Below are 25,252 nucleotides of genomic sequence, written 5' to 3' on the forward strand. Positions count from 1 at the left end.
GCATCGTGGACACGGACGACTGCTGCGCCCCGGCGGGGCGGGACGCGCTGCTCGGCGCGGCGCCGCACGAGCACGGCGCGCACGAGCACGGCGCGCACGAGCACGGCGCGCACGAGCACGGCGCGCACGAGCACGGCGCGCACGCCGTCGAGCAGGCGACGGTGCCGGCGCAGACCTTCCTGATGGGCGACGCCCGCGGCGACGGACGATGGGATGACGGTGAGGGCCCGGTGCATCCGGTGCGGCTCGACGCGTTCCTGATCGACGCGACGAGCGTCACCAACGATGCGTTCGCGGCCTTCGTCGACGCGACCGGGTACACGACGGAGGCCGAGGCCTTCGGGTTCTCCGCCGTGTTCCACCTCGCCCTCGCGGCCGACGACGCGGATCTGCTCGGCCGTCCGCCGGGCACGCCCTGGTGGATCGGGGTGCGCGGAGCCGACTGGCGGCATCCGGGTGGACGGAACTCCGGGATCGACGGGATGGGCGACCACCCGGTCGTGCACGTGAGCTGGAACGACGCCCTCGCGTACTGCGACTGGGCCGGCCGCGCGCTGCCGACCGAGGCGCAGTGGGAGGCGGCCTCCCGTGGCGGGCTCGACGGCGCCCGGTACCCGTGGGGCGACGACCTCGGTGCGGTCGAGCGCGACGCCGACGGCTGGCGGGTCAACATCTGGCAGGGCCGGTTCCCGGTGGAGAACGTGCTCGACGACGGCTTCCTCACCACGGCGCCCGTGCGCACGTACGCGCCGAACGCCTACGGCCTCTGGCAGACGGTCGGCAACGTGTGGGAGTGGTGCGCGGACGCCTGGGCCGTCGACACGTACGCCCGCGACGCCGCGGCGGGGGAGGTGCGGCATCCGACCGGGCCGCGGGGCGGACCGGAGTCGCCCCGGGTGATGCGCGGCGGCTCGTACCTCTGCCACGACTCGTACTGCAACCGCTACCGGAACGCCGCGCGGTCGTCGAACACGCCCGACTCGTCGATGGGCAACACCGGATTCCGCACCGTCGCGCGGTAGCGGCGCGCACCCGGACGGCGCGCCGTCACCGCGCGAGGCGGATGCGGTCAGGCGGGGATGGACTCCGCGCCCGCGAGGTCCGCGGCCGTGCCGACCTCGGTCAGCCCGAGTGCCCGTCCGACGCGGACGTGGCGGTGGATCTTGTCGGTGAGCTTCTCGATGAACTGCTCGTCGACGGCGACGTGCACCCCGTCGCGGAGGATCGAGATGGTGTTGCCGGGGAAGGTGCTGCCGGCGGCGCCGTCCATGACGGATGCGGCACCCTGAGCCAGGTGCTCGGCGAAGTCGTGCCACGCGTCGTCGACGGCGGTGCCCGAGTGACGGAGCTGGTCGAGCTCGTGGGCGGCGAGGGCGAGGGCGCCGATGGCGCGGAGGAAGACGCTGTTGACGTGGTCGTCGCGGCGGTTGAGCATCGGGGACTCCTGGAGGGGGGAGAGGGGGACGGACGGCGACGCGGGACGCGTCAGCGGGAGAGCGCGATCACGCCGAGGACGGCGATGACGACCGCGGCGGAGCCGGACAGGATGGCCGCGAGGGCCATGATCCGGAGGCGGGCACGGAGCCGCCGGACGGGGATCTGGTCGGGAGCCGGAAGAACCGGCTCGAGTTCGAGGGTGGATGCGGTGCGGACGCTCATGGCGACCTCGCTCTCCGCTGCCGCGCGGACGGCGCGGCGGCTGTTGAGACCCACGCTAGCGATACCTCGCGTATTTAGGTAGTTTCCCGAGGGGCTAGATCCGCGAGGTTTCCCGGTCTAGAGTTCTCCCCGTCGTCGCCGTCGCCTTGGAGCGGGCTGTCATCCTGACCGCATCGCCCGCCGACGGGAGAGCATGAGGCCATGACCGGATCGGGTGGAGAGGCCGTCTCCCTCCCCCGAGCGCTCCGCGAGTACGTCGAGGCCCGTGGCGCGGCACTGCTCGCGGCGCGCAAGTCCCTGGGTATCGGCGAACTGGATGCGCGGGCGCTCCTCTTCGTCGTCGACAACCCCGGTGCCCGCGCCCGCGACGTCGGCGACTACCTCGGCCTGACGTCGGCGGGCACGACCACCCTGATCGACCGGCTCGTGCAGCGCGGAGCGATGCGGCGCGACGCCGATCTGGCGGATCGCCGCGTGATCCGCCTCACGGCGACCGTCGATCTCGAGCGGGAGCCGTGGTCTGCGCTGACCGAGTTCGACACGGCGTTCACCGGGGCGGTCGATGCCCGAGCCGGCGGCGACAGCTCGGCCGCCGCCGAGCTCATCTCCGCGCTGACCAGGTCGGTCGCGGGACGCTGAGCCGGTCTGGGCTCCGCCGCTCGGCGGACTAGCCTGGCGCGCTGAAGCTCGAGGCCTTCGCCTGCAGGAAGGCGCACAGCGCCGAGACGACCGCGAGCTCCGCCGCGAGCCCGGCGACACCGGCCGGATCGAGCTCGATCGCGTCCTCACGCGATTCGAACGTCACCACCCAGCGCGGACTGCCCTGCACGATCGGCTGGATGAAGACGCTCGTCGACGCGTTCGCGAGCAGCACCGTGATCAACCCGGTGTTCTGACCCTCGTCGCCATCCTGCTCGACCACGCGGAGCGACCCGTCGATGGCGTAGCCGAGCGCGCGGAACTCGTCGAGCCAGGACTCGAGCGTCGCCTTGCTGCGGAACGGCATCGCCCACCTCGCCCTCGGAGCACGCGCCGTCGCGAGGACCGCGACCGCGTGGCACCCAGTATGCGATATCCGGTGCGCGAAGCGGAGAGCCGGGAGCCGTCAGCTCCCGCTCGAGTCGTCCGATCCGTCCGACCCGTCCGACCCGTTCGAGTCAGTCGACCCGTCGTCCTTCGGGCCGCCGTCGCGTGAGCCGTCGGCGCCGCCGCCCCGGTGCGAGTCGCCGCCAGGGGCGCTGTCGCGGCCGCCGTCGGGCCGGTCGGAGCCGGGTCCGCGGTCGCCTCCCGACCCGCCGCCCGGGCCGCCGCGGTCGCCGCCGGGACCGCCGTCGAAGCCCGACTCGGCGAAGCGCGGTCCGTGATCGTGGCCCGCGATCGCCGCGCCGATGAGCCCGCCCGCGGCCAGCCCGACGACGAGCGCCGCGGCCACGACGACGATCGGCACCCAGCGGCGCCGGAGGAACCGGCCGAATCCGGACCCGCCGGAGGCCGCGACGGGCGCGACGGCCACGGGCGCGACGGCGGTCGGCGCGGCGGCGGGGGCGGGGGCGAAGGAGGCGGTGGGCGCGGTCGCCGGCGCCGGCTCGGACGCGACGGCCTGAGGCTCGGCGGCCTCGGCCTCGGCCTCGGCCTCGGCCTCGGCCGCGGCGGGCGTCGGCTCGTCGGCGGGATCGACGGGTGACGGGGTCTGCTTCTCGGCCACGGGAGTCCTCTCGGGTTCGCGGCGGAGGGCCGCGTGCTGTTCCGCGGACGCTAGGCGCGCACCCTATGCGGCGCATCGCGCGACGCTGGGAACGGGCTGGGGGAGCCTGCTGACCTTCTCAGCCGGTGCACCGGCGCCCCGCGGCTACGGTGGCACGATGACCGCTCCCGACGGGCTCCCCGAGCCGCCGCCGTCGTCTCCCGTGCCCCGCCCGCGCAGCCCGCGCACGCTCGCCGTCATCGGCGGCGTCGCGCTGCTCGCGGCGGTGGTGGGGCTCGGCTTGCTCGTGGCCGTGCGCGGCCGGACCACCGACCACGTCGACGCCGAGTGGATGGAGGAGATCATCGAGCACCGCAGTCCGGCCTGGGAGGGCCCGGCGCTCGTGTTCGACTGGCTCGGCGGCGGCATCGTGGCGACCCTCGTCGTGCCGCTGATCGTGCTCGCCGTGCTGCTGCTGCGCCGGCGCTGGTGGGCCGCCGTCTTCTGGGTGGTCGCGACGGCGCTGAGCGCCGGGCTGGTGCAGCTGCTCAAGGCGCTGTTCGACCGCGCGCGGCCGGCCGACATCCTCGTGGTCGCCGATCGCGGCTCATTCCCGTCCGGCCACACGGCGAACGCGGCGACCATGGCGGCGGTGCTCGGCATCATCCTCTGGCGCTGGTGGGTGTGGACGATCGGCGCGATCTACACGCTGGCGATGGCGCTGAGCCGCACCTACCTCGGCGCGCACTGGATCACCGACACGCTCGGCGGGATGCTGCTCGGCGCCGCCGTCGCGGTGCTGGTCTGGGCCGTGCTCGCCGCGCGCCTCAGCCGCCGGGGTGCAGCTCCGCCGGGATCCGCACCCGCACGGTGAGGCCGTCGCCCGGCCGGTTGAGCAGCTGCACGTCGCCGCCGGGGCGTCGCGCGAGGGCCGCCACGATCGCGAGTCCGAGTCCCGCGCCGCCGTCCGCGGCGCGCGCCGGATCGTCGCGGCGGAACCGGTCGAGCGCGTGCGGCGCGAAGTCCTCCGCCATGCCGCCGCCGTCGTCCGCCACGGTGAGCACGAGCTCATCGCCGTCGACCGCGCAGCCGACGAGCACGGTGCCGGGCCCGTCGCCGATCGCCCGCAGCGCGTTGCCGACGAGGTTGTCGAGGATGCGGCCGAGCTCGTCCGGCGCGATCGCGAACGCCGCCCGCGCCCCCGCGTCCGTCACGTCCACGTCGGTGCGGAGCTCGATCGCCGCGCCGGCGGGGAGGCGCACCTCGCCGCGCTCGACGGCATCCGCCACCTCGTCGGCGAGCGCCGCGCCCGACGCCCCGGCCGTGCGGTCGCCCGACTCGATGCGCGACAGCTCCAGCAGCGAGTCGAGCAGCCGGGCGAGCCGGTCCGCGCTCCGGTCCACCCCGCGGAGGTCGCCGACCAGCGCCTCGAGGGAGACCGGATCGCGCAGCGCCACGTCGAGCTGGGCGCGGAGGATCGCGAGCGGGGTGCGCAGCTCGTGGCTGGCATCCGACACGAGCTGGCGCTCGCGATCCGCGGAGTCGCGCAGCTGCTCGATGAGGCCGTTGAGCGTCTCGGCCAGTCCGGCGATGTCGTCGCGGGCGGGGCCGACGGGCAGCAGCTCGTTCGACGGCGTCGAGCTGAGCCGCTCGGCCGTGCGCCGCATCCGCCGCACCGGCGTGAGCGACGCCGACGTCAGCAGCCAGGCGGTCACCGCCACCGCGAGCACGACCACGACGAGTCCGACCACGAGCAGGGTGCGCATCTGGGTGAGCACGGTCTGCTCCGACTCGGCAGTGCGAGCCGTGACCACGCGCCAGGTGCCGTCCGCGGACGTCACGTGCATCGCCCGCACGATGTAGTGCGTGCCGTCCTGCGCGGTGAAGTCGCGGGTCTCGTCGTCGCGGAGGATCGCCGGCATCTCGTGCACCAGCACCGTCGGCAGAGACGACAGCACGATGTCGGACTTCGGATCGACCACCGCCACGAGCTGTCCGGAGCCGGGGGTGTCGAACGACTCGCCCGGCTCGCTCCGGATCGCCGCGACGTAGGTCGACGCGTCGCTGCGGAGCACCGCGATCGTGCCGTCGCGGACGATCCGCTCGATCTGGCTCTGGATGACGAGCCCCGCCGCGATCGAGATGAGCACGGCGATGAGCACCCCGCCGCCGACCAGCCGGACCCGGATGCCGGGGCGGGGCATCATCCGTCGACGACGAGGGTGAAGCCCACCCCGCGGCGGGTGGTGATGCGCAGCCCCGTCTCGTACTCGGCCAGCTTGCGGCGCACGTAGGAGAGGTACTGATCGACGACGTTGCCGTCGATGTGGCGGCCGGTGTCCCAGACCTCGTCGAGCAGCTGCTGCCGGGTCACCGGCGTGCCCGCGTTCGCGGCGAACACCCGCAGCACGTCGAACTCGGTGCGGCTCAGCGCGAGCTCGCGGCGGCCGAGCCGCGCGCGGTTGCGGGTGAGGTCGAGCACGATCGGCCCCACCTCGATCGACTGCGGCGCTGCGAGCGCATCGCGGCGCTGGATGGCGCGGATGCGGGCGGTGAGCTCGGCGAAGTGGAACGGCTTGGTCAGGTAGTCGTCCGCGCCGGCGTCGAGCCCGCGCACCCGGTCGTCGACCGCGTCGCGGGCCGTCAGCAGGATCACCATGAGCGCCGGCTGCAGCTCCTTGAGGCGCCGCGTGAGCTCAAAGCCCGACATGCCGGGCAGCATCACGTCGACGACCGCGGCGTGGAACCCGCCGACCGGGGCGGCGCCGTCGTCGCCGGTGCGCTGGGCGGATGCCTCCGCCGGGTCGCCGGCCGCGGCGCGGAACGCCTCCAGCGCGGCGATGCCGTCGCCGACCGCCGTCACGTCGTGCCCGTCGTCGGCGAGCCCCCGCTCGAGGGCGGCCGCCATCTCCGGCTCGTCGTCGATCACCAGGATCCGCACCCGTGAGCCTCCCTCCACGCTGCGCCCGATCCTAGATCGCGGGCCGGGCGTCGTACCGCCGTGTGCGCAGCTGCATCACCCTCCCCACGCCCGCTGGGCATGAGCCGGTGCCGGAGCCCTCCGGACCTGAGCACCCGGACAGGTCCGGCCCATCCTTTGCGGCCTCTCAGGCACGACGGCCGTTCTCCCCGCCTCCGTCCCGACCGCCCGTCCGACGATCGGCTCGACGGAAGGGGATCCCATGGTCACGACAGCACCGATGACGACAGCACCGACGACGACGGCGGCGCTCGCGGCGCGGTTCGACCCGTCGATCCTGCGCCGGCGGGCGGAGCGGCTCGCGGCGCCGCTGCTCGGCGCCGCCGCCGGCGTGCTCGTCGGCATCGGGGCGGGCACCCCGTCGTACTGGGGCGACGAGGCGGCGAGCGTCATGTCGGCGCAGCGCAGCCTCCCCAGCCTCGCCACCGAGCTCTCGCGCATCGACGCCGTCCACGGCGTCTACTACCTGCTGCTGCACGGCTGGATCCGGCTCGTCGGCGACTCGGAGCTCGCCACCCGGCTGCCCAGCGCGGTCGCTGCCGGCCTCGCGGTCGCCGGCGTCGTGCTCCTCGGCCGCACCCTGTTCGGCCTCGCGACGGGTGTCGCCGCGGGCGCGGTGCTCGCGGTGCTGCCGGAGTTCACGCGCCTCGGCATCGAGGCCCGCTCCTACGAGCTGGGCGTCGCGGCGGTCACCTGGCTCACGCTGCTGCTGGTCGAGCTGGTGCGCCGTCGGCGCGCGCCCCGCTGGATGTGGATCGCCTACGCCGCCGGGGCGGTCGCCGCGGTCTGGCTCTGGGTGTTCCTCGCGCTCATCGTCGTCGTGCACGTCGCGGTGCTGTGGGCGCTCCGGGCGCCCCGGCGCACCTGGACCCGCTGGGCGGGCTATACCGCGATCGCCGCCGCGGCGATGATGCCGATCGCGGTGGTGACCTTCGCGCAGCGCCACCAGGTCGCGTTCCTCGCGGCCCGGGGCTACGCGACGCCGTACAACGTGCTCGTCACCCAGTGGTTCGGCACCTGGCCGCTCGCGGTGCTCGCCTGGGCGCTCATCGCGGTCGCCGTCGTCGCCGGGGTGCGGATGCGCCGCGACCGCCGTCGCCGCGCCCTCGCGGTCGCCGTCTGGCTGGCGGCGCCGACGATCGTGCTGCTCGCGGTCAGCGCCTGGGTCACGCCGATCTACAACCAGCGCTACCTCGCGTTCTCGATGCCGGGCGTCGCGCTCGGGATCGGGATCGGGCTGGTCGCGATCGCCCGGACGCTCGCCTCGCGACGGCGGCTCGCGGCCGCGGTGTCGGCCGTGCTCGCCGTGGCGCTCGCCGCCGGCGCCGCGCCGTCGTACCTCGCCCAGCGCGGACCGTACGGCAAGGGCGGTGCCGACCTCCGCCAGGCCGCCGAGGTGCTGCACGCGCACGCGGCCGCGGGCGATGCGGTGGTCTTCGACCAGACCGTGAAGCCGTCGCAGCGGCCGCGCGTGATCACGCACCTCTACGCCGCCGACGTCGCCGGCCTCGACGACGTCGGCCTCTCGACCCCGGCCTTCGACCGGGCGGGCATCTGGGACACGGCGAAGCCGGTCTCGGCGCTCGCGCCGGAGCTGGCCGCGCATCCCGTGGTCTGGGCGCTGGAGGTGCACGGCAGCGGATCGCCCGATCTCGCCGAGCTGCGTCGCCTCGGCTACGTCGAGACCGCCTCGTACCCGCTGCACCGCACCGTGGTGCACCGCCTCGTGAAGGAGACATCATGACCGTGCTCGTCTGCATCCCCACCTACGACGAGGCGGAGAACATCGCCGCGATCGTCGCCCGCACCCGCGCCGCGGTGCCGGACGCCCACCTGCTCATCGCCGACGACGACTCGCCGGACGGCACGGGCGCGATCGCCGACGGCCTCGCGCTCGCCGACGCGCACGTCCACGTGATGCACCGCACGGCCAAGCAGGGCCTCGGCGCGGCGTACTGCGCCGCGTTCTCGTGGGGCTCGCGGCACGGCTTCGACGTGCTCGTGGAGATGGATGCCGACGGCTCCCACCGGCCGGAGCAGCTGCCGGCGCTCCTCGCCGCGCTCGAGGCACCGGTCGAGGCCGGCGACGGCAGCCGCGGCGCCGACGTCGCGATCGGCTCCCGCTGGGTGCACGGCGGCGCGGTCGAGGGCTGGCCGCTCTCGCGCCTGCTGATCTCCCGCGCCGGCTCGCTGTACGCCCGGCTCGCCCTCGGCATCCGGCAGCGCGACGCGACGAGCGGCTTCCGCGCCTACACGGCGGACGCCATCCGGGCGATCGGCCCCGAGGCCATCGTCAGCGAGGGCTACGCCTTCCAGATCGAGATGCTCTGGACCGCCGTGCTCGCCGGCCTCGACGTCGCGGAGGTGCCGATCACGTTCGCCGACCGCACGCTCGGCCGCAGCAAGATGAGCTCGCGCATCGTCGTGGAGGCGATGCTGCGGGTGACGCGCTGGGGGCTCGCGGGCCTGCCCACCCGCCTGATCAGGGTGCGGGCACGTCGCGCCGCGAGCGGACGGATGCCCGCGCATGTCTGAGTCGCACGGCACCGTGCCGCTGCAGACCGCCGCCGTCCTGGTCGTGCCGGACCGCCTCCGCGCGCTCGTGCGCCAGGGCGGCTCGTTCCTCGCGGTCGGCGGCGTCGGGTTCCTCGTCGACGTCGGCGTCTTCAACGCCCTCCGCGCCACCGTCCTCTCGCCGGAGCACGTGGTCGCCGGGGCGCTCTGGGCGAAGACGATCTCGGTGTCGCTCGCGATCCTCGTGAACTGGATCGGCAACCGCTCGATCACGTTCCGCCGCGAGCGGCGCACCGGCGGCGGCCGTGCGGTGCTGCGCGAGGCGGCGGAGTTCGCCGCGGCGAGCCTCATCGGGAGCGTGATCGCGCTGGTCTGCCTCGCCGTCAGCCACTACGGACTGCGCCTCACGTCGGCGGCGGCAGACAACGTCTCGGCCAACGTGATCGGGCTGGGGCTCGGCACCGCCGTGCGCTTCGCGCTGTACCGGCTGTGGGTGTTCCGGGCCCCGGCGGGTGCGGCGGATGCCGCGCTCGCGCCGTCCGGGGCGACGACCTCCGCCGCCGCCCCGGACGCGGATCAGAACCCGGTGGGGAGCCGCGGCGTGTAGTGCGACTCGAGGCGGGCGACCTCGTCGTCCGTCAGCTCCAGGTCGAGCGCCCCGACGGCATCCGCCAGGTAGCCCGGCTTCGTCGCGCCGACGATCGGGGCGTCGACGACCGGGTTGCGCAGCACCCAGGTGAGGGCGACCTGGGCCATCGGCACGCCGCGCTCGCGCGCCACCGCCTCCACGTCGCGGGCGATCGGCTCGTCGTCGTCGCTGAACTGCCGCGCCGCCGTCGGGTCGTCGCCGCTGCGGGTCGTCGACCCGGGCGCCCACGGCCGAGCCAGCCGGCCCTTCGCGAGCGGTGCCCACGGGATGCTGCCGACGCCCTGGTCGGCGAGCAGCGGGAACATCTCGCGCTCGTCCTCGCGCATCATCAGCGAGTACTGGTTCTGCATGGAGACGAACGGCGTCCAGCCGTGCTCGCGGGCGGCCGACTGGAGCTTCGCGAACTGCCACGCCCACATCGACGAGGCGCCGAGGTAGCGCACCTTGCCGGCCTTGACGACGTCGTGCAGCGCCTCCATCGTCTCCTCCACCGGCGTCGCCGGGTCGAAGCGGTGGATCTGATACAGGTCGATGAAGTCGGTGCCGAGCCGCCGCAGCGACGCGTCGACCTGCTCCATGACGGCGCGGCGCGACAGGCCGGCGCCGCCGGGACCGTCGTGCATCCGGAAGTTCAGCTTCGTCGCGAGCACGACGTCCTCGCGGCGGGTGAGCTCGCGCATCGCCCGGCCGACGATCTCCTCGCTCGTGCCGAGGCTGTAGATGTTCGCCGTGTCCCAGAACGTGATGCCGTGCTCGACGGCCTCACGGAGGATCGGCAGCGCGTCGTCGTAGCCGAGCGACCAGCCGTTCCAGCCGGTGGACGTGTCGCCGAACGACATGCAGCCGAGGGTGAGGCGGCTGACGGTGAGGCCGGTCGAGCCGAGGTTGGTGTACTCCATGGAGCTCCTGTCGCTGTTGTCCATCCTGCTCAGGCCTCCGGGATGACGCGGTCGAAGCGCTCGAGCATGGTCGTGCCGTCGGGATCGGGCCCGTTGCGGACACCCCGGTCGAGCCCGTCGATCGCGGCGAGCTCCTCGGCGTCGAGCTCGAAGTCGAACACGTCGAGGTTCTGCGCGATCCGCTCCGGGTTCGTCGACTTCGGGATGACGGAGCGGCCGTGCTGGATGCCCCAGCGCAGCATCACCTGCGCCGGCGACTTGCCGTGTGCGGCCGCGATACCCGCGATCGCCGGGTCGTCCATCACGCTGCGGCGGTCGTCGCCCCACGGCCCGGGATAGAAGGTGATGCCGCCGATCGGCGACCAGGCCTGGGTGAGGATGCCGTGCTCTGCGTCCGCGCGCTGCACGTCCGGCTGCGAGAAGTAGGGGTGCAGCTCGATCTGGTTGACGGTCGGGATCACATCGCTCGCGGCCAGCAGGTCGGCGAGGTGGTGGGGCATGAAGTTGCTGACGCCGATCGCCCGCACGCGGCCGTCGGCGAGCAGCTCCTGCAGGGCGAGGTAGGCCGCGACCGTCTGCTCCCATCGCGTCGGGGCGGGCTGGTGCAGGATCAGCAGGTCGAGCCGGTCGACGCCGAGCTTCGCAACCGCCTTGTCGAACGCGTGCAGGGTCTCGTCGCGGCCGTAGTCGCTGACCCAGACCTTCGTCTCGAGGAACACGTCGTCGCGGTCGACGCCGGAGGCGCGGAGCCCCTCGCCGACCTCGCGCTCGTTGCCGTACGCGGCGGCGGTGTCGATGTGGCGGTAGCCGAGCCGCAGCGCCGACTCGACGGCGGAGGCCGTCTCCTCGGGAGCGCTCTGGAAGACGCCGAGCCCGAGAGCGGGCAGCGTGACGCCGTTGTTGAGGGTGAGGGTGTCCATGTGCACCATCCGATCCTGCTCCTCGCGGGCGCGGCAGTGGGCGGCTGTCCGGGGTACCGGCTCTCCCTCCCTCGGCTCGGGTGCGGCGCGTACCGTGAGGGCATGGACCTGCGGCTCGAGATCTCGGAGTTCCTCCGCTCGCGCCGGGCCCGCATCACCCCGGAGCAGGCCGGCCTCGGCAGCGGCGGCACCCGCCGCGTGCCGGGTCTCCGCCGCGAGGAGGTGGCGGTGCTCGCCTCCATCTCGGTCGACTGGTACGTGCGCATCGAGCGCGGCAACCTGTCCGGCGTCTCGGACGAGGTGCTCGACGCGCTCGCCGGCGCGCTCCAGCTCGACGACGCCGAGACCGCCCACCTGCTCGATCTCGCGCGCGCCGCGCACGGCGGCTCGCGCCGCGCCGCCCGCCCCGCCGGCACCACGGTGAGCCCCGGCCTGCAGACGGTGCTCGACTCGATGCAGGGCGTGCCGGCGTGGGTGCGCAACCACCGCTTCGAGATCCTCGGCACCAACGCCCTCGCCCGGGCGCTCTACGCCCAGGTGCTCGCCAGCCCGGTGGCCCGCGGCAACAACGCCCGCTTCACCTTCCTCGATCCGGCTGCCCGCGGCTTCTACCGCGACTGGCAGAAGAGCGCCGACGACATCGTCGCCGTGCTGCGCGGCTACGTCGGCGCCAACCCGACCGACCGGCGGCTCTCGAACCTCGTCGGCGAGCTGGCGACGCAGAGCCCTGAGTTCGCGACCCGCTGGGCCGCGCACGACGTGAAGTACCACCGCACGGGGAGCAAGCGACTCCACCACGGCGTCGTCGGCGACCTCGACCTGCGCTTCGAGGCGCTGACGCTGCCCGACGAGCCGACCTTCCACGTGTTCATCTACCACCCGGCCGATGAGCCGACCCGCGAGCGGCTGCAGCTGCTGGCGAGCTGGGGTGCGACCGAGGAGGCGGCGCGGGCTGTGGCACCGGAGGGCGCGGACTCGATCCGCGACGCGGAGGACCCGGCGCGATAGCGCGCGGTCGGTCGCGACCACCGCGAGCGCGTCGAGGAGCGCTCAGCCCTCCAGCGGCACGAAGTCGAACTCGGTGAACGCCGCGACCTCCGGCTTCCAGCGGCCCTCGACGAAGCCCACGTGATCGGGATGCACGTTGTAGGCGTCGTAGACGTCCTGGTCGGCGAAGCGCATCGAGAACTGGAAGCGCAGGTCGCTCTGCGTGCCGATCTGGCGCGAGACCGTGAAGTCCTCGACACCGGGGATGCCGGGCAGCGTGCGGCGGGCGGTGCCGAGGAAGTCGGCCTCCTCCGGCGAGCCGGGCGTGTGGGCGAGCGTGAAGCAGACGGTGTGGACGATCACGGGTGGGCCTCTCGTGCGAGAACGGACGGCGGGGTCGGATCGCCGGTCGGCGGGGTCGACACCCCATCCTCGCCGACTCGCTAGCCTGACCCGGTGAGCGCAGCCGACACCCGCCAGGCGATCAGCGAGGCAGCGGCGCGGCTGTTCGCCGAGCGCGGGTACGCGGGCGCCTCGGTGCGCGACATCGCGGGCGAGGCCGGCATCGACGCGGCCCTCGTCATCCGCCACTTCGGGTCGAAGGAGGCGCTCTTCCTCGGCACGGTCGACGAGGCGCTGCCGCTCGACCTCGCCCTCGAGGGCCCGCTCGACGGGCTGGGGGAGCGGTTCCTGCGCACCCTGCTCGACTCGGACCAGCACGTGCGCGGCATCTTCCTCGCGCTGCTGCGCGCGAGCGACGCCGGCGGCGTGAGCCTGCGCCTCCGCGAGGTGCACGACCGGTTCTTCGTCGAGCCCCTGCGGGCGCGGCTCGAGGGCGCCGACGCGGAGCTTCGTGCGCGGCTCGCCGCGGCCGTCGTCGGCGGGCTGCTGTACTCGCTCTGGATCGTCGAGGATGCCGCGCTCGCCGAGGCGGGCGCTGACGAGCTCGCGCGCCGCTACGGCGCGGTGCTCCAGGGGCTGATCACGCCGGAGGCGTGACGTCGGCAGGGTACGCCGGAGGCGTGACGTCGGCAGGGTACGCCGGAGGCGTGACGTCGGCAGGGTACGCCGGAGGCGTGACCGTCAGGTCGCCGACCAGCCGCCGTCCGACGGCAGGATGACGCCGGTCACGTTCGTCGCGTCGTCGCTGAGCAGCCAGGTGATCGAGGCCGCCAGCTGCGATGCCTCCGCGATCGCCGGCAGGATCGCCATGGCGCCGCCGACCCGCGCCTGGCCGAGCTCCGAGGCGAACGTCGCCGAGATGCTCGTCGCCACCGGGCCGGGCGCGACGGCGTTGAAGCGTACGCCGGACTCGGCGTACATGAACGCCGAGCTCTTCGTGAGGCCGACGACCGCGTGCTTCGACGCGGTGTAGGCCGCGCCGGCCGCCGAGCCGCGCAGTCCCGCCTCCGATGCCACGTTGACGACCGAGCCGGACCCGGCGGCGAGCATCGCCGGCAGGGCCGCGCGCGTCAGGAGGAACATGCCGTCGACGTTCACCGAGAACACCCGCCGCCAGACGGCGTCGGCGACCTCGTGCAGCGGGGTCATGTCGTCCATGATCCCCGCGACGTTCGCGAGGCCATCGATCCGGCCGCCCGCGGCCGCGACGATTCGCGCCACGTCGTCCGCGCTCGTGATGTCGGCGACGAGGGTGACGACGTCGGCCTCCGCGTGCTCGGCGGCGAAGGCCTCCAGCCGCTCGGCGGACACGTCGACGCCGACGACCCGGCCGCCCTCCCGGGCGATGCGGGAGGCGGTCGCCCGGCCGATGCCGGAGCCGGCGCCGGTGACGATGACGGTGCGGCCGGCGAAGCGACCGGGCGTGATCCGCTCGGCCCAGCCCTCGGCGGCCGCGGCGTCGTCGGAGTCGGAGTCGGCGGCGGTGTCGGTGTCGGTCGTGGTGTCAGTCGCGGCGGCGGGCGCAGCGGTGGGGTCCGTCGATCCCTCAGGGGCCGCGCCGCTGCTCGCGCGGGCGACGAGGTCGTCGACGATCTCCTGGCTCATCTGCCCGCCGCTCATCGACTGCAGCCGCTGGAGGCTGAAGAGCCGGACGGGCGCGAGCACCTTCTCGTCCATCCCGGCCTGCGCGAGCATGTCGCGGATGAGCGGACCGCCCACCGGATGCTTGAGCCACTCCCCGATGGAGGACTTCGCGGACAGCTGCTTCTCGGCCATGATCGGGTCCCTTCCGGCGCTGCGGTGCGCTCGTACCGCGAGTGTGGAGCAGGCGCCGCGCGGGTGTCAACAGTGTTGACACGGCTCGGAGCGGACCGTCAGCGGGTCCACTCCTCGAGCAGCGGACTGCGGCGCTCGAGCTTCGCCGCGATCCAGCCGTCGTCCCACTCGCCGCGCGCGACCAGCTGCCCGGCCGACTCGACGAGGAACGCCCACCAGACCGGTGCGAGCAGGCGGCGCTCCGCATCCGAGAGCGGCGCGACGGCGTCGTACCCGCGCACCAGGTCGTCGTGGCGGCCGCGCCAGCCGAGGCAGAAGTCGGAGATCCGCACGTCGCGGCGCGCGAGCTCGAAGTCGATGACACCCGACATCCGGCCGCCGACCCGCAGCAGGTTGTGCACCGCCCAGTCGCCGTGGATCACGACGGTCGGCAGCGCCGCGAACGCGCCGGCGTCGAACGCGCCGCGGGCGAGGTCGTGGTGCCGGCGCACGATCCGCATCTCGGCGGGCAGCCGCGCCTCCGCGGCGCGGAACTGCGGCTCGAGGTCCGGATCGGCCAGCACCTCGGCGGCGGTGCGCCAGCCGGGTCGCCGACCGATCCCGTCGAGCGCGGCGGTGGCGGCGTGGAGCTCGGCGAGCAGCGCGCCGCGGGCCGCCTCCTCGCCCGGGGTCTCCGACTCGGCCGCGGCGCCGGGCAGCATCGGCGAGACGCTCCACCACGCGCCGTCCGCGTGCACCGGCTCGCCGAGCACGATCGGCACGGGCCAGCCGGCGTCCGCGAGTGCGGCGAGCACGGCCGTCTCGTAGCGCACGTCGTCCTCGCCGTACCCCCAGCGTCGGAGGACGAGGTCGCCGGCGGCCGTGTCGCGCTCGCCGGTCGCGCCGTCGGAGCGCCGCGGAGCTGCGCGCCAGTGCCGGTTCACCCGGCCGCCGAGGGGTGCGAGCACGCGGACCCCGAGGCGGGAGAGCGCCTCTGCGGAGGGCTGCGTCGCATCGTCGGTCATCCGTGCAGGCTAGCGAGCGCGATCGACGGCGGATGTCGGGGGTGCGGGGGAGCGTGGACGCATGGACGACCTCGCTCCGCTCCAGCCCGTTCCCGATGCCGTGCTCGACGACCTCCGCGACCGGCTCCGGCGCACCCGCACCGTGCCCATCGCCGGGCCCGCGACGGGCGGCGATCCCTGGGCACGCGGCACCGACCCCGTGCTGCTCGCCGAGCTGGTGCACGACTGGATCGACTTCGACTGGCGCGCGCGCGAGGCCGAGATCCTCGCCCGGCCGTGGGTGAGTGCCGAGGTCGGCGACCGGGTCATCCGGGCCGTCCACCACCGCCGCGACGGCGCGCCGACCGTGGTGCTGCTGCACGGCTGGCCGGACTCGTTCCTCCGCTTCGACCGTGCGCTGCCCCTGCTCGGCGATCTCGACGTGGTCATCCCGTCGCTGCCCGGCTTCGCCTACTCCGGGCCGCTCGCGCGCGACGGCATGTCGACGGATGCGATGGCGGATGCCGTGGCCGGCCTGCTCGTCGAGCTCGGACGCGGCCGGGTGATCGTCTCCGCCGGCGACGTCGGCAGCGGGGTGGCCGAGCGGCTCGCGCACCGGCATCCGGGACTCGTCGCCGCGCTCCACCTCACCGACGTGCCGTTCTCGCACCTGTTCACGCTCGATCCGGCGGCCTTCAGCGACGACGAGCGCGACTACCTCGCGCGCGGCGAGGCCTGGCGCGACGCCGAGGGCGGGTATCAGCACGAGCAGTCGACGAAGCCGGCGACCCTCGCCGCCGCCCTCGCCGACAGCCCGGTCGGCCTGCTGTCATGGCTGCTGGAGAAGCTGCACGGCTGGAGCGACCACGACGGCGACGTCGAGACCGTGTTCCCGCGCGACGACATCCTCACCTGGGCGACGCTGGTGTGGGTCACCGGCACCGCGTCCTCGTGGTTCACGAGCTACGTCGAGTGGGCGGATCCGGTGCCCGGGCGGATCGAGGTGCCGACCGTGGTCGACCAGTTCCCCGGCGACCTCGTCGGCGCCCCGCGGACGTACGCGGAGCGGTTCTTCGACCTCCGCGGCTGGACCGATCACGACGCGGGCGGGCACTTCGCGGCCTGGGAGCGCCCCGACGCATGGGCGGCAGGGCTGCGCTCGGCGATCGCCGCCGCCGGCTGAGCGCGCACGACGTCGCGCCGGTCAGCTCCGGTGCTTGAGCCTCTTCTTGACCTCGCGCTCCGCGAGCACGGCGACGTAGTCGTGCACGGGGCGCCTCGAGAGGGTGTCCACCTCGGCGCGCACCAGGGCGGTGATGTCGTCGGCGGATGCGTCGGGGAAGCGCTTCGTCAGCGATTCCGTGACCTGCGCGACGACCGCGTCGGGGTCGAACTCGGTTGCCATGGGCGCGAGCGTAGCCGTCGCAGGTGAACGCGGGCGCACGGATCCCGCGCCGGCCGCCGGCGCCGGTGGAGTCGGCCCGGAGTCGGCTTCGGGTCGGCCCCGAGTCAGCCTCCCGGCGGACGCGCGCGGCCATTCCCTTCACCGAGGATGACCGGATGGTCTCCACACTCATCGCCGAGAACCGATGGCTCGGATCCGTCGGCCTGATCGTGGTGCTGGTCGCCGGTCCGCTGCTCGCCGGCGTGCTCTCGCGCCGTCCGCGCGCCGCCGCCGCGCTGCTCGGCATCGCGCTCGTCGGCGTGCTGGTGCTGACCCTGTCGCCGAGCCGCGGCAGCACCCTCGGCGGCTGCACGGTGTCCGACCCTCCGTCGCTGCTCGCATCCGAGCCGCTCGCGAACGCGCTGCTGTTCGCGGTGCCCGCGCTCCTCGCGACCGCGCGATGGGGCCGGCCTTGGGTCTGGCCGCTGGCCGGCGCCGCGCTCTCGGCGGCGATCGAGGGGGTCCAGGCCGTCGCGCCGGTGCTCGGCCGCGCCTGCGACACCGCCGACTGGATCTCGAACTCCACCGGTGCGGTGCTCGGTGCGGTGCTCGGCGGCATCGGGGTGCTCGTCGCGCGGCGGCTCGCCCGTCCGCGCGTCACGCCGGCCTGACTCCGGCCCGGCCGCTCCGCCCCTCCCACTGGGGCGCGACCGGGACGGGCCGGCGTCCTACCGTCGAGGCATGGGCTGGCAGGCGGGACCGCATCCCGACGATGCGCCGCGCCCGCCGGCCGTCGAGGAGACGGTCCGCGTGTTCCCGCGACGTCAGCAGATCGTGATGCGGCCGCGCGCCGAGACCCGGCAGGCGGTGACGCTGGAGCTGCTGCCCCTGGTGCCGCCCGGCGTCGGGATGCTCGGCGTGATGTTCGTCGGCGGCTGGAGTCTCCAGCTCGTCGTCGCCGCGGCCGTCGTCACCGCCGTCGCGGCCTGGGTCGTCGCGCGCCGCGACCGCGGCGTGCTCGAGGACCGCGGATTCGCCGGACTGCCGACCGCCGCGCTCGCGCTGGTTTCGCCGATCCTCTACCTCGTCGTCCGAGCGCGCGCCTGCGCGGGACACGACCGCGATGCCGGTGCGCCGATCCCGTGGGCGATCGCATCGACCGCGGCGGCCATCATGGTCGTGCTCATCGGCAGCTGGTTCCAGGCGGCCATCGGCGGACTGCTGCTGCTCGGCGGCTAGCGCCGCGCGTCGCCGTCGCGCGGTCCGGGAGCCGTCCCCTCGGAGGGCGGTGGACGTCCCGGTCGACCCGCGCACTGGTGCTCCCCTCAGGGCTAGCACTGAGGCAGACTGGTCGTCGTCCGCCTCGAGACGTCCCCTGATCCCGTCTCGAGGCCCTGCCGGAGGCGCCCGCGAGACCGCGGTCGCGCCTCCGGCGTTCTCCGCCCGGGCGCGTGGACCCGTCACACGTCGACGCGGTAGCCGAGCTCCAGATCGGCGGCGTTCCGGCCCCGGATGCCCCAGTTGCGGCGCGGCGTCTCGGTGATCGTGATCTCGAGGCTGTGCGGCGGGATGCCCGCCTCCGCCTCCGCACGGGCGAACAGCTCGCGGATCAGCGCCCGCAGCGCGGCCCCGCTCCGGCCCTCGAACAGCGAGATCTCGATGATCGTGTAGTCGTCGCCGCGGTCGGCCGGATGCCGGAAGTCCTCATCGTCGAGCCCGACGAACCGCTGGAACAGCTTGTCGGCCGGGTAGTCGAGCGCCGCCATGACGGCGCCGTGCACCGCGGACGACAGCCGATCCCGCCGACGGGCGAGCGGCTCGCGGTGCCCCCAGATCACGATCTGCGCCATGCCGGAAGCCTAGGGCGGGGGTTGCGGTCCCTCAGGCGCCCGGCGCCGATCCGGCGCTCGGCCCGACCGGCGGCAGGATGCCGGCACGCGCCGCCGCGGCGCGGGCGATGAGCAGCGTCGCATCGACGATGTCACCGGCGGTGATGAGCGCATCCAGCTCGTCGACCGTCATCGACGCGAGCCGCACCTGCTCCGACGGGTCGCTCCGGTCGACTGCGCCGGTCGCCTCCGAGTCGGTGCAGGCGAACACGTGCACCGGCCACGCCGTCCGACCCGGGTTGGGAGCGAACGTGCACAGCGGCACCAGCTCGCCGGCGACGAGCCCGAGTTCCTCCTCGAGCTCGCGACGGGCGGTCTGCTCCGGAGTCTCGCCGGGACGCGGACCGCCGGCCGGCAGATCGTGGATCCATCGGTCGAGCGGGTAGCGGTACTGCCGCGTCAGCAGCACCCGATCGCCGTCGACCACGAGCACGGCCGCCGCGAACGGCACGGTCTCGTCCACCGCGTAGCGGATGATGCTGCCGTCGCCGAGCCGCGCCTCGCGGTCGACCAGCCGCATCCGTCCGTCGACGAGCACCCGGCTGCCGAGGGTCTCCCAATGCGGTTCGCCCGCGGCATCGTCATCGCCCGCGGACGACGCGCTCGCCGCGCGGCCGGGTGCGACGTCGCGCCAGAGCCACCGGAGCGCGTCCGGCAGGATCGCGCCGCCGTGCTGGGGGCTGTGCCCGCCGTCGCCCAGCTCCAGCCGGTGCACGTAGCCGCGCTCGGCCAGCGCCGCGGCGACGAGCAGGTTGTCGCGGTACCAGTTGAGCTCGGGCTGATCGAAGCCCAGGTCACGACGGCCGGCATGCAGGAAGACCCGCAGCGGGCGGACCGGCTCCGAGCGGATGAGCTCGGGATACGGGTCGCCGCCGGGGATCTGGGCGAAGCTGCTCACGAATCCGAGCACGCGGCGGAAGCGGTCCGGGCGATTCCAGGCGACGGTGAAGGCCGCGTTGCCGCCACTGGAGCCGCCGGCGATCGCCCAGAGGTCGGGATCATCCGTGATCGCGACCCGGCGCCGCACCTCCGGGATGATCTCCTCGAGCAGCAGGTCGGCGTAGCGGCCGTCCGCCGGGTCGTACTCGGCGTTGCGGTGACCGGGCTCGCCGGCATCGACGAACACGCCGATCGTGACCGGCATCTCGCCGGCGGCGACGAGGTTGTCGAGCACGATGCCGGCTCGCATGTCGAGCGACTCGTCGAGATAGAACGCGCCGTCCTGGAAGACGATCAGCGCGGCCGGGTGGTCCGGTGAGTATCCGGCGGGGATGTGGATGCGGACGGTCCTGCTCGTGCCCGGATACACGCGGCTGGTCGTCCACTCGAAGCTCTCGACCCGCCCGGGAGCGGCTCCCGCGCGTCGGCTCGAATCGGGACCGGGCGCGTACTCGAGCGGCTCCTCCAGGAGCTCCGGAGCTCGTCGATAGCGGATCGGCTGCGGGGCGGCGTCGTCGTCGATCACCCCGCGAGGCTACGCGCTAGCGTCGGCACATCGAGATCGATCCGGCGACCGTGCTGCGCACCCTGCTCGGGGTGGGTGTGCTCGTCGCCGTCGCACTCGCGGTGCTGACGGCGGTGCGGGCGCCGCGTCCGCTCGCGCCTCTCACCGCGATCCTCCGCGGCCTGGTGCAGCTCGCCGTGCTCAGCGTCGTGCTGACCGGCGTGATCACGAGCCCGGTCTGGGTCGCCGTGGCGCTCGTCATCATGCTCGGCGTCGCGGTCGCCACGTCGACCGGACGACTCGGCTGGTCGCCGCGACGGCTCGGGATCGTCGCGCTCGCGATCGCCTCGGGGGTCGGCACGGCGCTCACGGTCGTGTTCGCGACCGGCGCCCTCGAGCTCACGCCGCGCTATGCGCTCGCGATCGGCGGCATCGTCGTCGGAAATGCGATGACGATCGCGACGATCGCCGGACGCCGGCTGCGGGAGGCGACGCACGACCGCTGGGACGAGGTGGAGGGCTGGCTCGCCCTCGGCGCGACCCCGCGGCAGGCGACCTCCGATCCCGCGCGGCAGGCCATCTCGTCCGCGATCATCCCGACCATCGACCAGACCCGCACGACCGGCGTCGTCACGCTGCCCGGTGCGTTCGTCGGCGCGGTGTTCGGCGGGGTGTCGCCGATCGAGGCGGGACGGTTCCAGATCGTCGTGCTCGCCGCGATCCTGGCGACCGGCGCGGTGACGGCCGCGATCCTGGTCGGGATGCTCGCTCCCGTCACCACGCGGCCGGAGCGGCTCGGCGACTGAGCGGAGCGCTCCGCCGCCTCGTGCTCGCTGCCGGATGAAGGCGATCCGGGCAGCCACCGCCCCGATACCTCGACAACGGCCTCCTCGATGCCGAATCTCCTTCATTCGGAAGCCACATGACTGGCGACTCCTTCATTCGGCAACCATATGGCCGGGGCCTCCGAGACCGCCGAGGAGTCAGCCGACCCCGAGGCAGTCGCCGTCGACGAGCTTCATGCCCGTCCCCGTGCCGCAGACCGTGCCACCGGACGGCGCCGAGTCGACGACGTCGACGGTGACCCGGTTCCACACGATCACGGTGCCGGCCGGCACCGGTCCGTCCGCCTTCGTCGTCAGCTGCCGCTGCCCGACGGCGATGCCCCGGTCGGGATCGATGAGCAGCTGATCGATGATCGCGCCCTCGTTGCGCTCGATCACGACCCCGTCCGTGTCGTCCCACCTCGCGTGCTCGGCGGCGGTCTTCGTGCCCGGGATGAGCACGAGCGCCCGGAAGTAGAGGGCTCGCTGGGGCGAGGTGAGGTAGCCGGAGAGGAGGCGGTCCGCCAGGAAGCGGAACGCGGTGCCGTCGAGGCCGGACGCTTCCTCCGGCAGGGTGCGGTACAGGGCGTTGAGCAGCTGTCGCGGCTCATCCGGCAGTGTCGCGAGCTGAGCCGGCCCCCAGTCGGCTGGGGCTGCGTAGAAGGCGCCGCCCGGGGCGCGGATGATGCCGTCGCCGTCCGGCGACTTCGCGACCGCCTCGTCGTAGTTCTTCATCGCGAAGGCGAGCGAGTCCGAGGTCAGGCCGGTGACCGGCTTCGGCATGGGCCTCGTCCACACCCAGTCGTCATCGGGATCGGCCGGCACGTACTTGTGCTCGGTCGTCTCGTCGAGCCAGGCGTACAGCGTGCCGTCGACGTCGTCACCGGAAGTCAGCGTGACCGCATGCAGGGTGATGCGCCGGTACTGCCCCGGCCCGACCTGCGGATCGACCGTGCGGTCTGCGGCGGCCGCCGCGGCGCGGAGCACGCGGGTGGTGTCCTCCGGAGCGCTGCCGCGCCATCCGGCGAGCCCGATCACGTTCACCGCGAAGACGACGCCGCCGACGAGCGCCCCGGCCAGCAGCAGGGCGAGGGTGACGAAGCCGATGCGGCGGACGGTCACGCGCGAGTCCGCGCGCTCGCGCGACGTCTGCTCGCTCGGCATGGCCCCTCCGCTGCTGCCTGTCGCGCCGCGGCCGGGTCCGCGCGCCGGTACAGGATACGCAGAGTCGCGCTCAGGTCCCGACCGCACCGACGCGCAGCCGACAGATGTTGGACACCTCACACATCGAGGTGTGCGTAGACACACCGGCGGCGAGCCCGGGAGCATCGGATCCCGAAGGGGAGTAGCTCCGTCCGGCCCGTCCGGATGCGGGAGCGTCGACACACTGGCCGTCACGGAGACGAGCCCGGCGCCCCACCCCGGCACCGGATCTCGGAGGCCGCGGCGAGCGAGACCTTCGGCCGCTGTCGTGCGGCCGGGACCCCCTCGATCTCGGCCGCCTCCGAACGGAGTCCTCGTGCCTCGAGCCCTCATCATCCGCATCGCCGTCTGCCTGGCGATCGCCGCGCCGGCGATCCTGCTCCGCATCACCGGGCTGCGCCCGTCGCCCGTGATCGACCTGGTGGTGTTCGGCGCCGCCGTCGTCGTCGCCGCGTTCCTGCTGGCGTGGGCCGCCGAGGCCGCGCGCAAGGACATCTCGGGCGCCCTGGCGATCGCGATCCTCGCGCTCATCGCCGTGCTGCCGGAGTACGCCGTCGACCTCTACTACGCGTTCCGGTCGGGGTCTGAGCCGGAGTACGCCCAGTACGCCGCCGCGAACATGACCGGGTCGAACCGGCTGCTCATGGGCTTCGGCTGGCCGCTCGTCGCGATCGTCGCGCTGCTCGTGGCGCGGAAGGCGCTCCGCCGCACCGGGCCGGGTGCACCACCACCCCGCTTCCTCGCGCTCCCGCGGGAGAGCCGCCTCGACATCGGGTTCCTCGCCATCCTCGCGATCGTCGCGTTCGTCATCCCGGTGCTCGGGGCGATCCCGTGGTGGTTCGGCGTGCTGCTCATCCTCGTGTTCGTCGCGTACCTGTGGCGGGCCGGCCAGGTCGCCTCCGACGACGACGAGCCGGTCGTCGGCACCGCCGCGCTCATCGCCGACCTGCCGCGGACGCCGCGCCGCGTGGTGTTCACCGGGCTGTTCGTCGTCGCCGCGGCGATCATCCTCTCCTCCGCGGAGCCCTTCGCCGACGGACTGGTCGAGTCCGGTTCGGCCCTCGGCATCGACAGCTTCTTCCTCGTGCAGTGGCTCGCGCCGCTCGCGTCCGAGGCGCCGGAGTTCATCGTCGCGGTCATGTTCGCGCTGCGCGGCAACGGGGCGGCGGCCATCGCCACCCTCATCGCGTCGAAGGTGAACCAGTGGAGCCTGCTCGTCGGCTCCCTGCCGCTCGCCCACCTGCTCGGCGGCGGCGGCGCGGGCGTCGAGCTCGACGCGCGGCAGATCGAGGAGTTCACGCTCACCGCGAGCCAGACCGTCATGGGCGTCGCCGTGATCCTCGCGCTCCGCTTCCACTGGTGGTCGGCGATCGCGCTCGCCGGCATCTTCGCGGTGCAGTTCGCCGTCACCGACACGAGCGGCCGGCTCGTGCTCAGCGCGATCCAGCTCGCCATCGCGATCGTGGCGCTGGTCGTGCACCGCCGCGACATCCTGCCCGCGCTGACCGCGCCGTTCCGGCGTCCGCGCGCGGAGTCGTCCGAGCGCGAGCACGAGCTGGCGGCAGCGGGCCTAGCATCGCGGTGATGGCCGATGCGCGCATGAACGCCGAGCAGCCGGGGCGGATGGCGGAGGACTACCTCACGCTCGTCTGGAAGGCGTACGAGTGGCCGGGCGACCGGCCGACCACGACCGACCTCGCGGCACGGCTCGGGGTCACCCCGTCGACCGTGAGCGCGAACCTCAAGAAGCTCGCCCGCGACGGCTACCTCGAGTACGAGGCGTACGGGCCGATCGTCCTGACCGCCGCGGGGAAGGCGGTGGCGACGCGCATCGTCCGCCGGCACCGTCTGCTCGAGACCTACCTGGTCAGTCGGCTCGGTTTCGGCTGGGACGAGGTGCACGACGAGGCCGACCGGCTGGAGCACGCGGTGAGCGACCTCGTGCTCGAGCGGATGGACGGCGCGCTCGGCCACCCGACCGCCGATCCGCACGGCGATCCCATCCCGCAGGCGGACGGCACCATCGCGCGACCGGAGACCCGCCGGCTCGTCGAGCTGGCCGCGGGCGAGACGGCGACCGTCGCCCGGGTGGCGGACCGCCACCCGGAGGTGCTGCGCTACCTCGCGGAGAAGGGCGTGCGCGTCGGGGTCGAGCTCGCGGTCGTGCAGGAGCCGGGTGCGCCGGGGGCGATGACCGTGCGGGTCGACGGGCTCGACGTCGAGCTCGGCGCCGCGGCGGCGGAGGCGGTCCGGGTCTCCTGACCTCGTTCTGCAGGACCTCGCGGTCGTGCAGGACCGGTCGGCCCTGGATCCTGTGATCCAGGCCGATTCCTCCTGCAGAACGGGTCGCGGAGCGGTGGCCGGTCAGGGCGCGCGGAGGCCGCCGAGCAGTCCGTCGATCACGCCGTCGGCATCCTCGGCGCGGATGGGCGTTCGCGACATGACGCGGGTGATCACCGTCCCGAGCAGCGCCTCGTTGATCGCCTCGACCGAGGCGGCGCTCGCGAGCTGCCCGGCGTCGAACGCGCTCTGCAGCCGGCCCTCGAGGTGCGTGGGGGAGACCCCGAGCCGCTCGGCCAGGCGGAGGCCCACCTCGGCGTTCTCGACGGCGGCCGCGAGCAGCGAGAGCACCATGGTCGCGCTGCCGGGCTCCGCCAGGAACGCGAACACGCGCTCGAGCCAGTCCCGGAGGTCGGCGCGGAGGTCGCCGGTGTCGTCCGGGAGCACCGAGTCGGGCATGAGCGCGCCTTCGACGAGGCACTCCGCGACGACCGCGGACTTCGAGGGCCACCAGCGGTAGATCGTCTGCTTGCCGACGTGGGCGGCACTCGCGATGCCCTCGATCGACACCTTGTCGTACCCGTTGCGCGAGATGAGCTCCGATGTCGCGGCGAGGATCGCGGCGCGCGCCTCGTCGCTGCGCACGGGTCCGCGACGGGCGATCGACATGGGAGAAAGCCTAGTCGGCTAGTCGAGACGATACGTCTCGTATTAGAGTTGCGGCCGATCGAGTCCGCCGCCGACGCCGGGCCGCTCCGCTCTGCATCCGCACCCG

The 25,252-nt window shown here is 74.0% G+C and carries 30 protein-coding genes; 14 read left to right on the top strand and 16 right to left on the bottom strand.

The genetic code is table 11. The features are described from left to right. Positions 1-2 precede the first annotated feature (2 nt). Positions 3-1,022 carry a formylglycine-generating enzyme family protein gene (locus AC1RSJ_RS00490; protein ID WP_493116836.1) on the top strand — a complete coding sequence of 340 codons (1,020 nt, stop codon included), beginning with the start codon at positions 3-5 and terminating at the stop codon, positions 1,020-1,022. Positions 1,023-1,069: 47 nt separating this feature from the next. On the opposite strand, the gene AC1RSJ_RS00495 is transcribed toward AC1RSJ_RS00490, so the two are convergent. Further along, a complete protein-coding gene (locus tag AC1RSJ_RS00495; RefSeq protein ID WP_493116353.1) occupies positions 1,070-1,435 on the bottom strand; it encodes a hypothetical protein in 366 nt (121 codons plus the stop codon). Between the two features lie 50 nt (positions 1,436-1,485). Then, positions 1,486-1,659 carry a hypothetical protein gene (locus AC1RSJ_RS00500; protein ID WP_493116354.1) on the bottom strand — a complete coding sequence of 58 codons (174 nt, stop codon included), beginning with the start codon at positions 1,657-1,659 and terminating at the stop codon, positions 1,486-1,488. A 201-nt stretch (positions 1,660-1,860) separates the two neighbouring features. On the opposite strand from AC1RSJ_RS00500, the gene AC1RSJ_RS00505 reads away from it, so the two are divergent. Then, positions 1,861-2,298, top strand: a complete 438-nt coding sequence (locus AC1RSJ_RS00505) for a MarR family winged helix-turn-helix transcriptional regulator (protein WP_493116355.1) — start codon at positions 1,861-1,863, stop codon at positions 2,296-2,298. Between the two features lie 28 nt (positions 2,299-2,326). Here AC1RSJ_RS00505 and AC1RSJ_RS00510 read toward each other — a convergent pair whose 3' ends face one another. Continuing rightward, a complete protein-coding gene (locus tag AC1RSJ_RS00510; protein WP_493116356.1) occupies positions 2,327-2,665 on the bottom strand; it encodes a hypothetical protein in 339 nt (112 codons plus the stop codon). Positions 2,666-2,764: 99 nt separating this feature from the next. Next, positions 2,765-3,364 (bottom strand): hypothetical protein, encoded by a 600-nt coding sequence (locus tag AC1RSJ_RS00515; protein WP_493116357.1) that lies wholly within the window; start codon positions 3,362-3,364, stop codon positions 2,765-2,767. Positions 3,365-3,521: 157 nt separating this feature from the next. On the opposite strand from AC1RSJ_RS00515, the gene AC1RSJ_RS00520 reads away from it, so the two are divergent. Next, on the top strand, positions 3,522-4,217 hold the full coding sequence (locus AC1RSJ_RS00520) for a phosphatase PAP2 family protein (protein ID WP_493116358.1): 696 nt from the start codon (positions 3,522-3,524) through the stop codon (positions 4,215-4,217). Here the strand turns inward: AC1RSJ_RS00520 and AC1RSJ_RS00525 are convergent. Continuing rightward, positions 4,171-5,550, bottom strand: coding sequence for a sensor histidine kinase (locus AC1RSJ_RS00525; protein ID WP_493116359.1), 1,380 nt, complete (start codon positions 5,548-5,550; stop codon positions 4,171-4,173). The genes AC1RSJ_RS00520 and AC1RSJ_RS00525 overlap by 47 nt on opposite strands. Continuing rightward, a complete protein-coding gene (locus AC1RSJ_RS00530; protein ID WP_493116360.1) occupies positions 5,547-6,284 on the bottom strand; it encodes a response regulator transcription factor in 738 nt (245 codons plus the stop codon). The genes AC1RSJ_RS00525 and AC1RSJ_RS00530 overlap by 4 nt, the downstream gene beginning before the upstream one ends. A gap of 259 nt (positions 6,285-6,543) precedes the next feature. On the opposite strand from AC1RSJ_RS00530, the gene AC1RSJ_RS00535 reads away from it, so the two are divergent. The 3 genes from AC1RSJ_RS00535 to AC1RSJ_RS00545 are packed head-to-tail and all read left to right on the top strand — an operon-like array spanning position 6,544 to position 9,444. Continuing rightward, positions 6,544-8,067 carry a glycosyltransferase family 39 protein gene (locus tag AC1RSJ_RS00535; RefSeq protein ID WP_493116361.1) on the top strand — a complete coding sequence of 508 codons (1,524 nt, stop codon included), beginning with the start codon at positions 6,544-6,546 and terminating at the stop codon, positions 8,065-8,067. Then, positions 8,064-8,858: a polyprenol monophosphomannose synthase gene (locus AC1RSJ_RS00540; protein ID WP_493116362.1), complete on the top strand. Its 795-nt coding sequence runs from the start codon at positions 8,064-8,066 to the stop codon at positions 8,856-8,858. Before AC1RSJ_RS00535 ends, AC1RSJ_RS00540 begins: the two co-directional genes overlap by 4 nt. Then, positions 8,851-9,444, top strand: coding sequence for a GtrA family protein (locus tag AC1RSJ_RS00545; RefSeq protein WP_493116363.1), 594 nt, complete (start codon positions 8,851-8,853; stop codon positions 9,442-9,444). The genes AC1RSJ_RS00540 and AC1RSJ_RS00545 overlap by 8 nt, the downstream gene beginning before the upstream one ends. Here the strand turns inward: AC1RSJ_RS00545 and AC1RSJ_RS00550 are convergent. Together AC1RSJ_RS00550 and AC1RSJ_RS00555 are read right to left on the bottom strand one after the other, a co-directional pair. Continuing rightward, positions 9,414-10,385, bottom strand: coding sequence for an aldo/keto reductase (locus tag AC1RSJ_RS00550; protein WP_493116364.1), 972 nt, complete (start codon positions 10,383-10,385; stop codon positions 9,414-9,416). The genes AC1RSJ_RS00545 and AC1RSJ_RS00550 overlap by 31 nt on opposite strands. 29 nt (positions 10,386-10,414) lie before the next feature. Next, complete coding sequence (locus tag AC1RSJ_RS00555; protein WP_493116365.1) at positions 10,415-11,305, bottom strand: aldo/keto reductase; 891 nt, start codon at positions 11,303-11,305, stop codon at positions 10,415-10,417. A gap of 102 nt (positions 11,306-11,407) precedes the next feature. On the opposite strand from AC1RSJ_RS00555, the gene AC1RSJ_RS00560 reads away from it, so the two are divergent. Continuing rightward, positions 11,408-12,313: a helix-turn-helix transcriptional regulator gene (locus AC1RSJ_RS00560; protein ID WP_493116366.1), complete on the top strand. Its 906-nt coding sequence runs from the start codon at positions 11,408-11,410 to the stop codon at positions 12,311-12,313. A gap of 42 nt (positions 12,314-12,355) precedes the next feature. On the opposite strand, the gene AC1RSJ_RS00565 is transcribed toward AC1RSJ_RS00560, so the two are convergent. Continuing rightward, positions 12,356-12,655 (bottom strand): Dabb family protein, encoded by a 300-nt coding sequence (locus AC1RSJ_RS00565; RefSeq protein WP_493116367.1) that lies wholly within the window; start codon positions 12,653-12,655, stop codon positions 12,356-12,358. 93 nt (positions 12,656-12,748) lie between these two features. Between AC1RSJ_RS00565 and AC1RSJ_RS00570 the strand changes: the two genes are divergently transcribed. Further along, positions 12,749-13,291: a TetR/AcrR family transcriptional regulator gene (locus AC1RSJ_RS00570; RefSeq protein WP_493116368.1), complete on the top strand. Its 543-nt coding sequence runs from the start codon at positions 12,749-12,751 to the stop codon at positions 13,289-13,291. An 84-nt stretch (positions 13,292-13,375) separates the two neighbouring features. Here the strand turns inward: AC1RSJ_RS00570 and AC1RSJ_RS00575 are convergent, their stop codons facing one another. Further along, positions 13,376-14,470, bottom strand: coding sequence for an SDR family NAD(P)-dependent oxidoreductase (locus AC1RSJ_RS00575; protein WP_493116369.1), 1,095 nt, complete (start codon positions 14,468-14,470; stop codon positions 13,376-13,378). 98 nt (positions 14,471-14,568) lie between these two features. Then, on the bottom strand, positions 14,569-15,474 hold the full coding sequence (locus AC1RSJ_RS00580) for a phosphotransferase enzyme family protein (RefSeq protein WP_493116370.1): 906 nt from the start codon (positions 15,472-15,474) through the stop codon (positions 14,569-14,571). 61 nt (positions 15,475-15,535) lie between these two features. Between AC1RSJ_RS00580 and AC1RSJ_RS00585 the strand changes: the two genes are divergently transcribed. Beyond that, positions 15,536-16,636 carry an alpha/beta fold hydrolase gene (locus tag AC1RSJ_RS00585; protein ID WP_493116371.1) on the top strand — a complete coding sequence of 367 codons (1,101 nt, stop codon included), beginning with the start codon at positions 15,536-15,538 and terminating at the stop codon, positions 16,634-16,636. Between the two features lie 21 nt (positions 16,637-16,657). Here AC1RSJ_RS00585 and AC1RSJ_RS00590 read toward each other — a convergent pair whose 3' ends face one another. Continuing rightward, positions 16,658-16,858: a three-helix bundle dimerization domain-containing protein gene (locus AC1RSJ_RS00590; RefSeq protein WP_493116372.1), complete on the bottom strand. Its 201-nt coding sequence runs from the start codon at positions 16,856-16,858 to the stop codon at positions 16,658-16,660. A 155-nt stretch (positions 16,859-17,013) separates the two neighbouring features. On the opposite strand from AC1RSJ_RS00590, the gene AC1RSJ_RS00595 reads away from it, so the two are divergent. Further along, complete coding sequence (locus AC1RSJ_RS00595; RefSeq protein ID WP_493116373.1) at positions 17,014-17,508, top strand: VanZ family protein; 495 nt, start codon at positions 17,014-17,016, stop codon at positions 17,506-17,508. Between the two features lie 70 nt (positions 17,509-17,578). After that, positions 17,579-18,076: a hypothetical protein gene (locus AC1RSJ_RS00600; protein WP_493116374.1), complete on the top strand. Its 498-nt coding sequence runs from the start codon at positions 17,579-17,581 to the stop codon at positions 18,074-18,076. Between the two features lie 221 nt (positions 18,077-18,297). On the opposite strand, the gene AC1RSJ_RS00605 is transcribed toward AC1RSJ_RS00600, so the two are convergent. Both AC1RSJ_RS00605 and AC1RSJ_RS00610 read right to left on the bottom strand, forming a co-directional pair. After that, entirely contained in the window at positions 18,298-18,687 is a 390-nt protein-coding gene (locus AC1RSJ_RS00605) for a tautomerase family protein (protein WP_493116375.1), read from the bottom strand. A 31-nt stretch (positions 18,688-18,718) separates the two neighbouring features. Then, positions 18,719-20,191 carry an NUDIX domain-containing protein gene (locus tag AC1RSJ_RS00610; RefSeq protein ID WP_493116376.1) on the bottom strand — a complete coding sequence of 491 codons (1,473 nt, stop codon included), beginning with the start codon at positions 20,189-20,191 and terminating at the stop codon, positions 18,719-18,721. 50 nt (positions 20,192-20,241) lie between these two features. Here AC1RSJ_RS00610 and AC1RSJ_RS00615 point away from each other — a divergent pair, with 50 nt between their 5' ends. Then, on the top strand, positions 20,242-20,976 hold the full coding sequence (locus tag AC1RSJ_RS00615; protein WP_493116377.1) for an ABC transporter permease: 735 nt from the start codon (positions 20,242-20,244) through the stop codon (positions 20,974-20,976). A gap of 177 nt (positions 20,977-21,153) precedes the next feature. Here AC1RSJ_RS00615 and AC1RSJ_RS00620 read toward each other — a convergent pair whose 3' ends face one another. Then, positions 21,154-22,158: a hypothetical protein gene (locus AC1RSJ_RS00620; RefSeq protein WP_493116378.1), complete on the bottom strand. Its 1,005-nt coding sequence runs from the start codon at positions 22,156-22,158 to the stop codon at positions 21,154-21,156. A gap of 355 nt (positions 22,159-22,513) precedes the next feature. Between AC1RSJ_RS00620 and AC1RSJ_RS00625 the strand changes: the two genes are divergently transcribed. Together AC1RSJ_RS00625 and AC1RSJ_RS00630 are read left to right on the top strand one after the other, a co-directional pair. After that, positions 22,514-23,782, top strand: coding sequence for a calcium:cation antiporter family protein (locus AC1RSJ_RS00625; protein WP_493116379.1), 1,269 nt, complete (start codon positions 22,514-22,516; stop codon positions 23,780-23,782). Continuing rightward, on the top strand, positions 23,782-24,459 hold the full coding sequence (locus AC1RSJ_RS00630; RefSeq protein ID WP_493116380.1) for a metal-dependent transcriptional regulator: 678 nt from the start codon (positions 23,782-23,784) through the stop codon (positions 24,457-24,459). Before AC1RSJ_RS00625 ends, AC1RSJ_RS00630 begins: the two co-directional genes overlap by 1 nt. Positions 24,460-24,561: 102 nt before the next feature. Here AC1RSJ_RS00630 and AC1RSJ_RS00635 read toward each other — a convergent pair whose 3' ends face one another. Next, positions 24,562-25,146, bottom strand: coding sequence for a TetR/AcrR family transcriptional regulator (locus AC1RSJ_RS00635; protein ID WP_493116381.1), 585 nt, complete (start codon positions 25,144-25,146; stop codon positions 24,562-24,564). Positions 25,147-25,252: the final 106 nt, after the last annotated feature.

The organism is Schumannella sp. GW821-FHT10F01 (assembly GCF_058809295.1).

What these genes read in the sequence shown, in the direction of transcription:
- AC1RSJ_RS00585 (WP_493116371.1), top strand. Translation starts at nt 15,536, where the DNA reads ATGGACGACCTCGCTCCGCTCCAGCCCGTTCCCGATGCCGTGCTCGAC.
- AC1RSJ_RS00495 (WP_493116353.1), bottom strand. Translation starts at nt 1,435, where the DNA reads ATGCTCAACCGCCGCGACGACCACGTCAACAGCGTCTTCCTCCGCGCC.
- AC1RSJ_RS00525 (WP_493116359.1), bottom strand. Translation starts at nt 5,550, where the DNA reads ATGATGCCCCGCCCCGGCATCCGGGTCCGGCTGGTCGGCGGCGGGGTG.
- AC1RSJ_RS00520 (WP_493116358.1), top strand. Translation starts at nt 3,522, where the DNA reads ATGACCGCTCCCGACGGGCTCCCCGAGCCGCCGCCGTCGTCTCCCGTG.
- AC1RSJ_RS00505 (WP_493116355.1), top strand. Translation starts at nt 1,861, where the DNA reads ATGACCGGATCGGGTGGAGAGGCCGTCTCCCTCCCCCGAGCGCTCCGC.
- AC1RSJ_RS00540 (WP_493116362.1), top strand. Translation starts at nt 8,064, where the DNA reads ATGACCGTGCTCGTCTGCATCCCCACCTACGACGAGGCGGAGAACATC.
- AC1RSJ_RS00555 (WP_493116365.1), bottom strand. Translation starts at nt 11,305, where the DNA reads ATGGACACCCTCACCCTCAACAACGGCGTCACGCTGCCCGCTCTCGGG.
- AC1RSJ_RS00580 (WP_493116370.1), bottom strand. Translation starts at nt 15,474, where the DNA reads ATGACCGACGATGCGACGCAGCCCTCCGCAGAGGCGCTCTCCCGCCTC.
- AC1RSJ_RS00500 (WP_493116354.1), bottom strand. Translation starts at nt 1,659, where the DNA reads ATGAGCGTCCGCACCGCATCCACCCTCGAACTCGAGCCGGTTCTTCCG.
- AC1RSJ_RS00595 (WP_493116373.1), top strand. Translation starts at nt 17,014, where the DNA reads ATGGTCTCCACACTCATCGCCGAGAACCGATGGCTCGGATCCGTCGGC.
- AC1RSJ_RS00535 (WP_493116361.1), top strand. Translation starts at nt 6,544, where the DNA reads ATGACGACAGCACCGACGACGACGGCGGCGCTCGCGGCGCGGTTCGAC.
- AC1RSJ_RS00635 (WP_493116381.1), bottom strand. Translation starts at nt 25,146, where the DNA reads ATGTCGATCGCCCGTCGCGGACCCGTGCGCAGCGACGAGGCGCGCGCC.
- AC1RSJ_RS00575 (WP_493116369.1), bottom strand. Translation starts at nt 14,470, where the DNA reads ATGGCCGAGAAGCAGCTGTCCGCGAAGTCCTCCATCGGGGAGTGGCTC.
- AC1RSJ_RS00600 (WP_493116374.1), top strand. Translation starts at nt 17,579, where the DNA reads ATGGGCTGGCAGGCGGGACCGCATCCCGACGATGCGCCGCGCCCGCCG.
- AC1RSJ_RS00590 (WP_493116372.1), bottom strand. Translation starts at nt 16,858, where the DNA reads ATGGCAACCGAGTTCGACCCCGACGCGGTCGTCGCGCAGGTCACGGAA.
- AC1RSJ_RS00605 (WP_493116375.1), bottom strand. Translation starts at nt 18,687, where the DNA reads ATGGCGCAGATCGTGATCTGGGGGCACCGCGAGCCGCTCGCCCGTCGG.
- AC1RSJ_RS00545 (WP_493116363.1), top strand. Translation starts at nt 8,851, where the DNA reads ATGTCTGAGTCGCACGGCACCGTGCCGCTGCAGACCGCCGCCGTCCTG.
- AC1RSJ_RS00560 (WP_493116366.1), top strand. Translation starts at nt 11,408, where the DNA reads ATGGACCTGCGGCTCGAGATCTCGGAGTTCCTCCGCTCGCGCCGGGCC.
- AC1RSJ_RS00550 (WP_493116364.1), bottom strand. Translation starts at nt 10,385, where the DNA reads ATGGAGTACACCAACCTCGGCTCGACCGGCCTCACCGTCAGCCGCCTC.
- AC1RSJ_RS00510 (WP_493116356.1), bottom strand. Translation starts at nt 2,665, where the DNA reads ATGCCGTTCCGCAGCAAGGCGACGCTCGAGTCCTGGCTCGACGAGTTC.
- AC1RSJ_RS00630 (WP_493116380.1), top strand. Translation starts at nt 23,782, where the DNA reads ATGGCCGATGCGCGCATGAACGCCGAGCAGCCGGGGCGGATGGCGGAG.
- AC1RSJ_RS00620 (WP_493116378.1), bottom strand. Translation starts at nt 22,158, where the DNA reads ATGCCGAGCGAGCAGACGTCGCGCGAGCGCGCGGACTCGCGCGTGACC.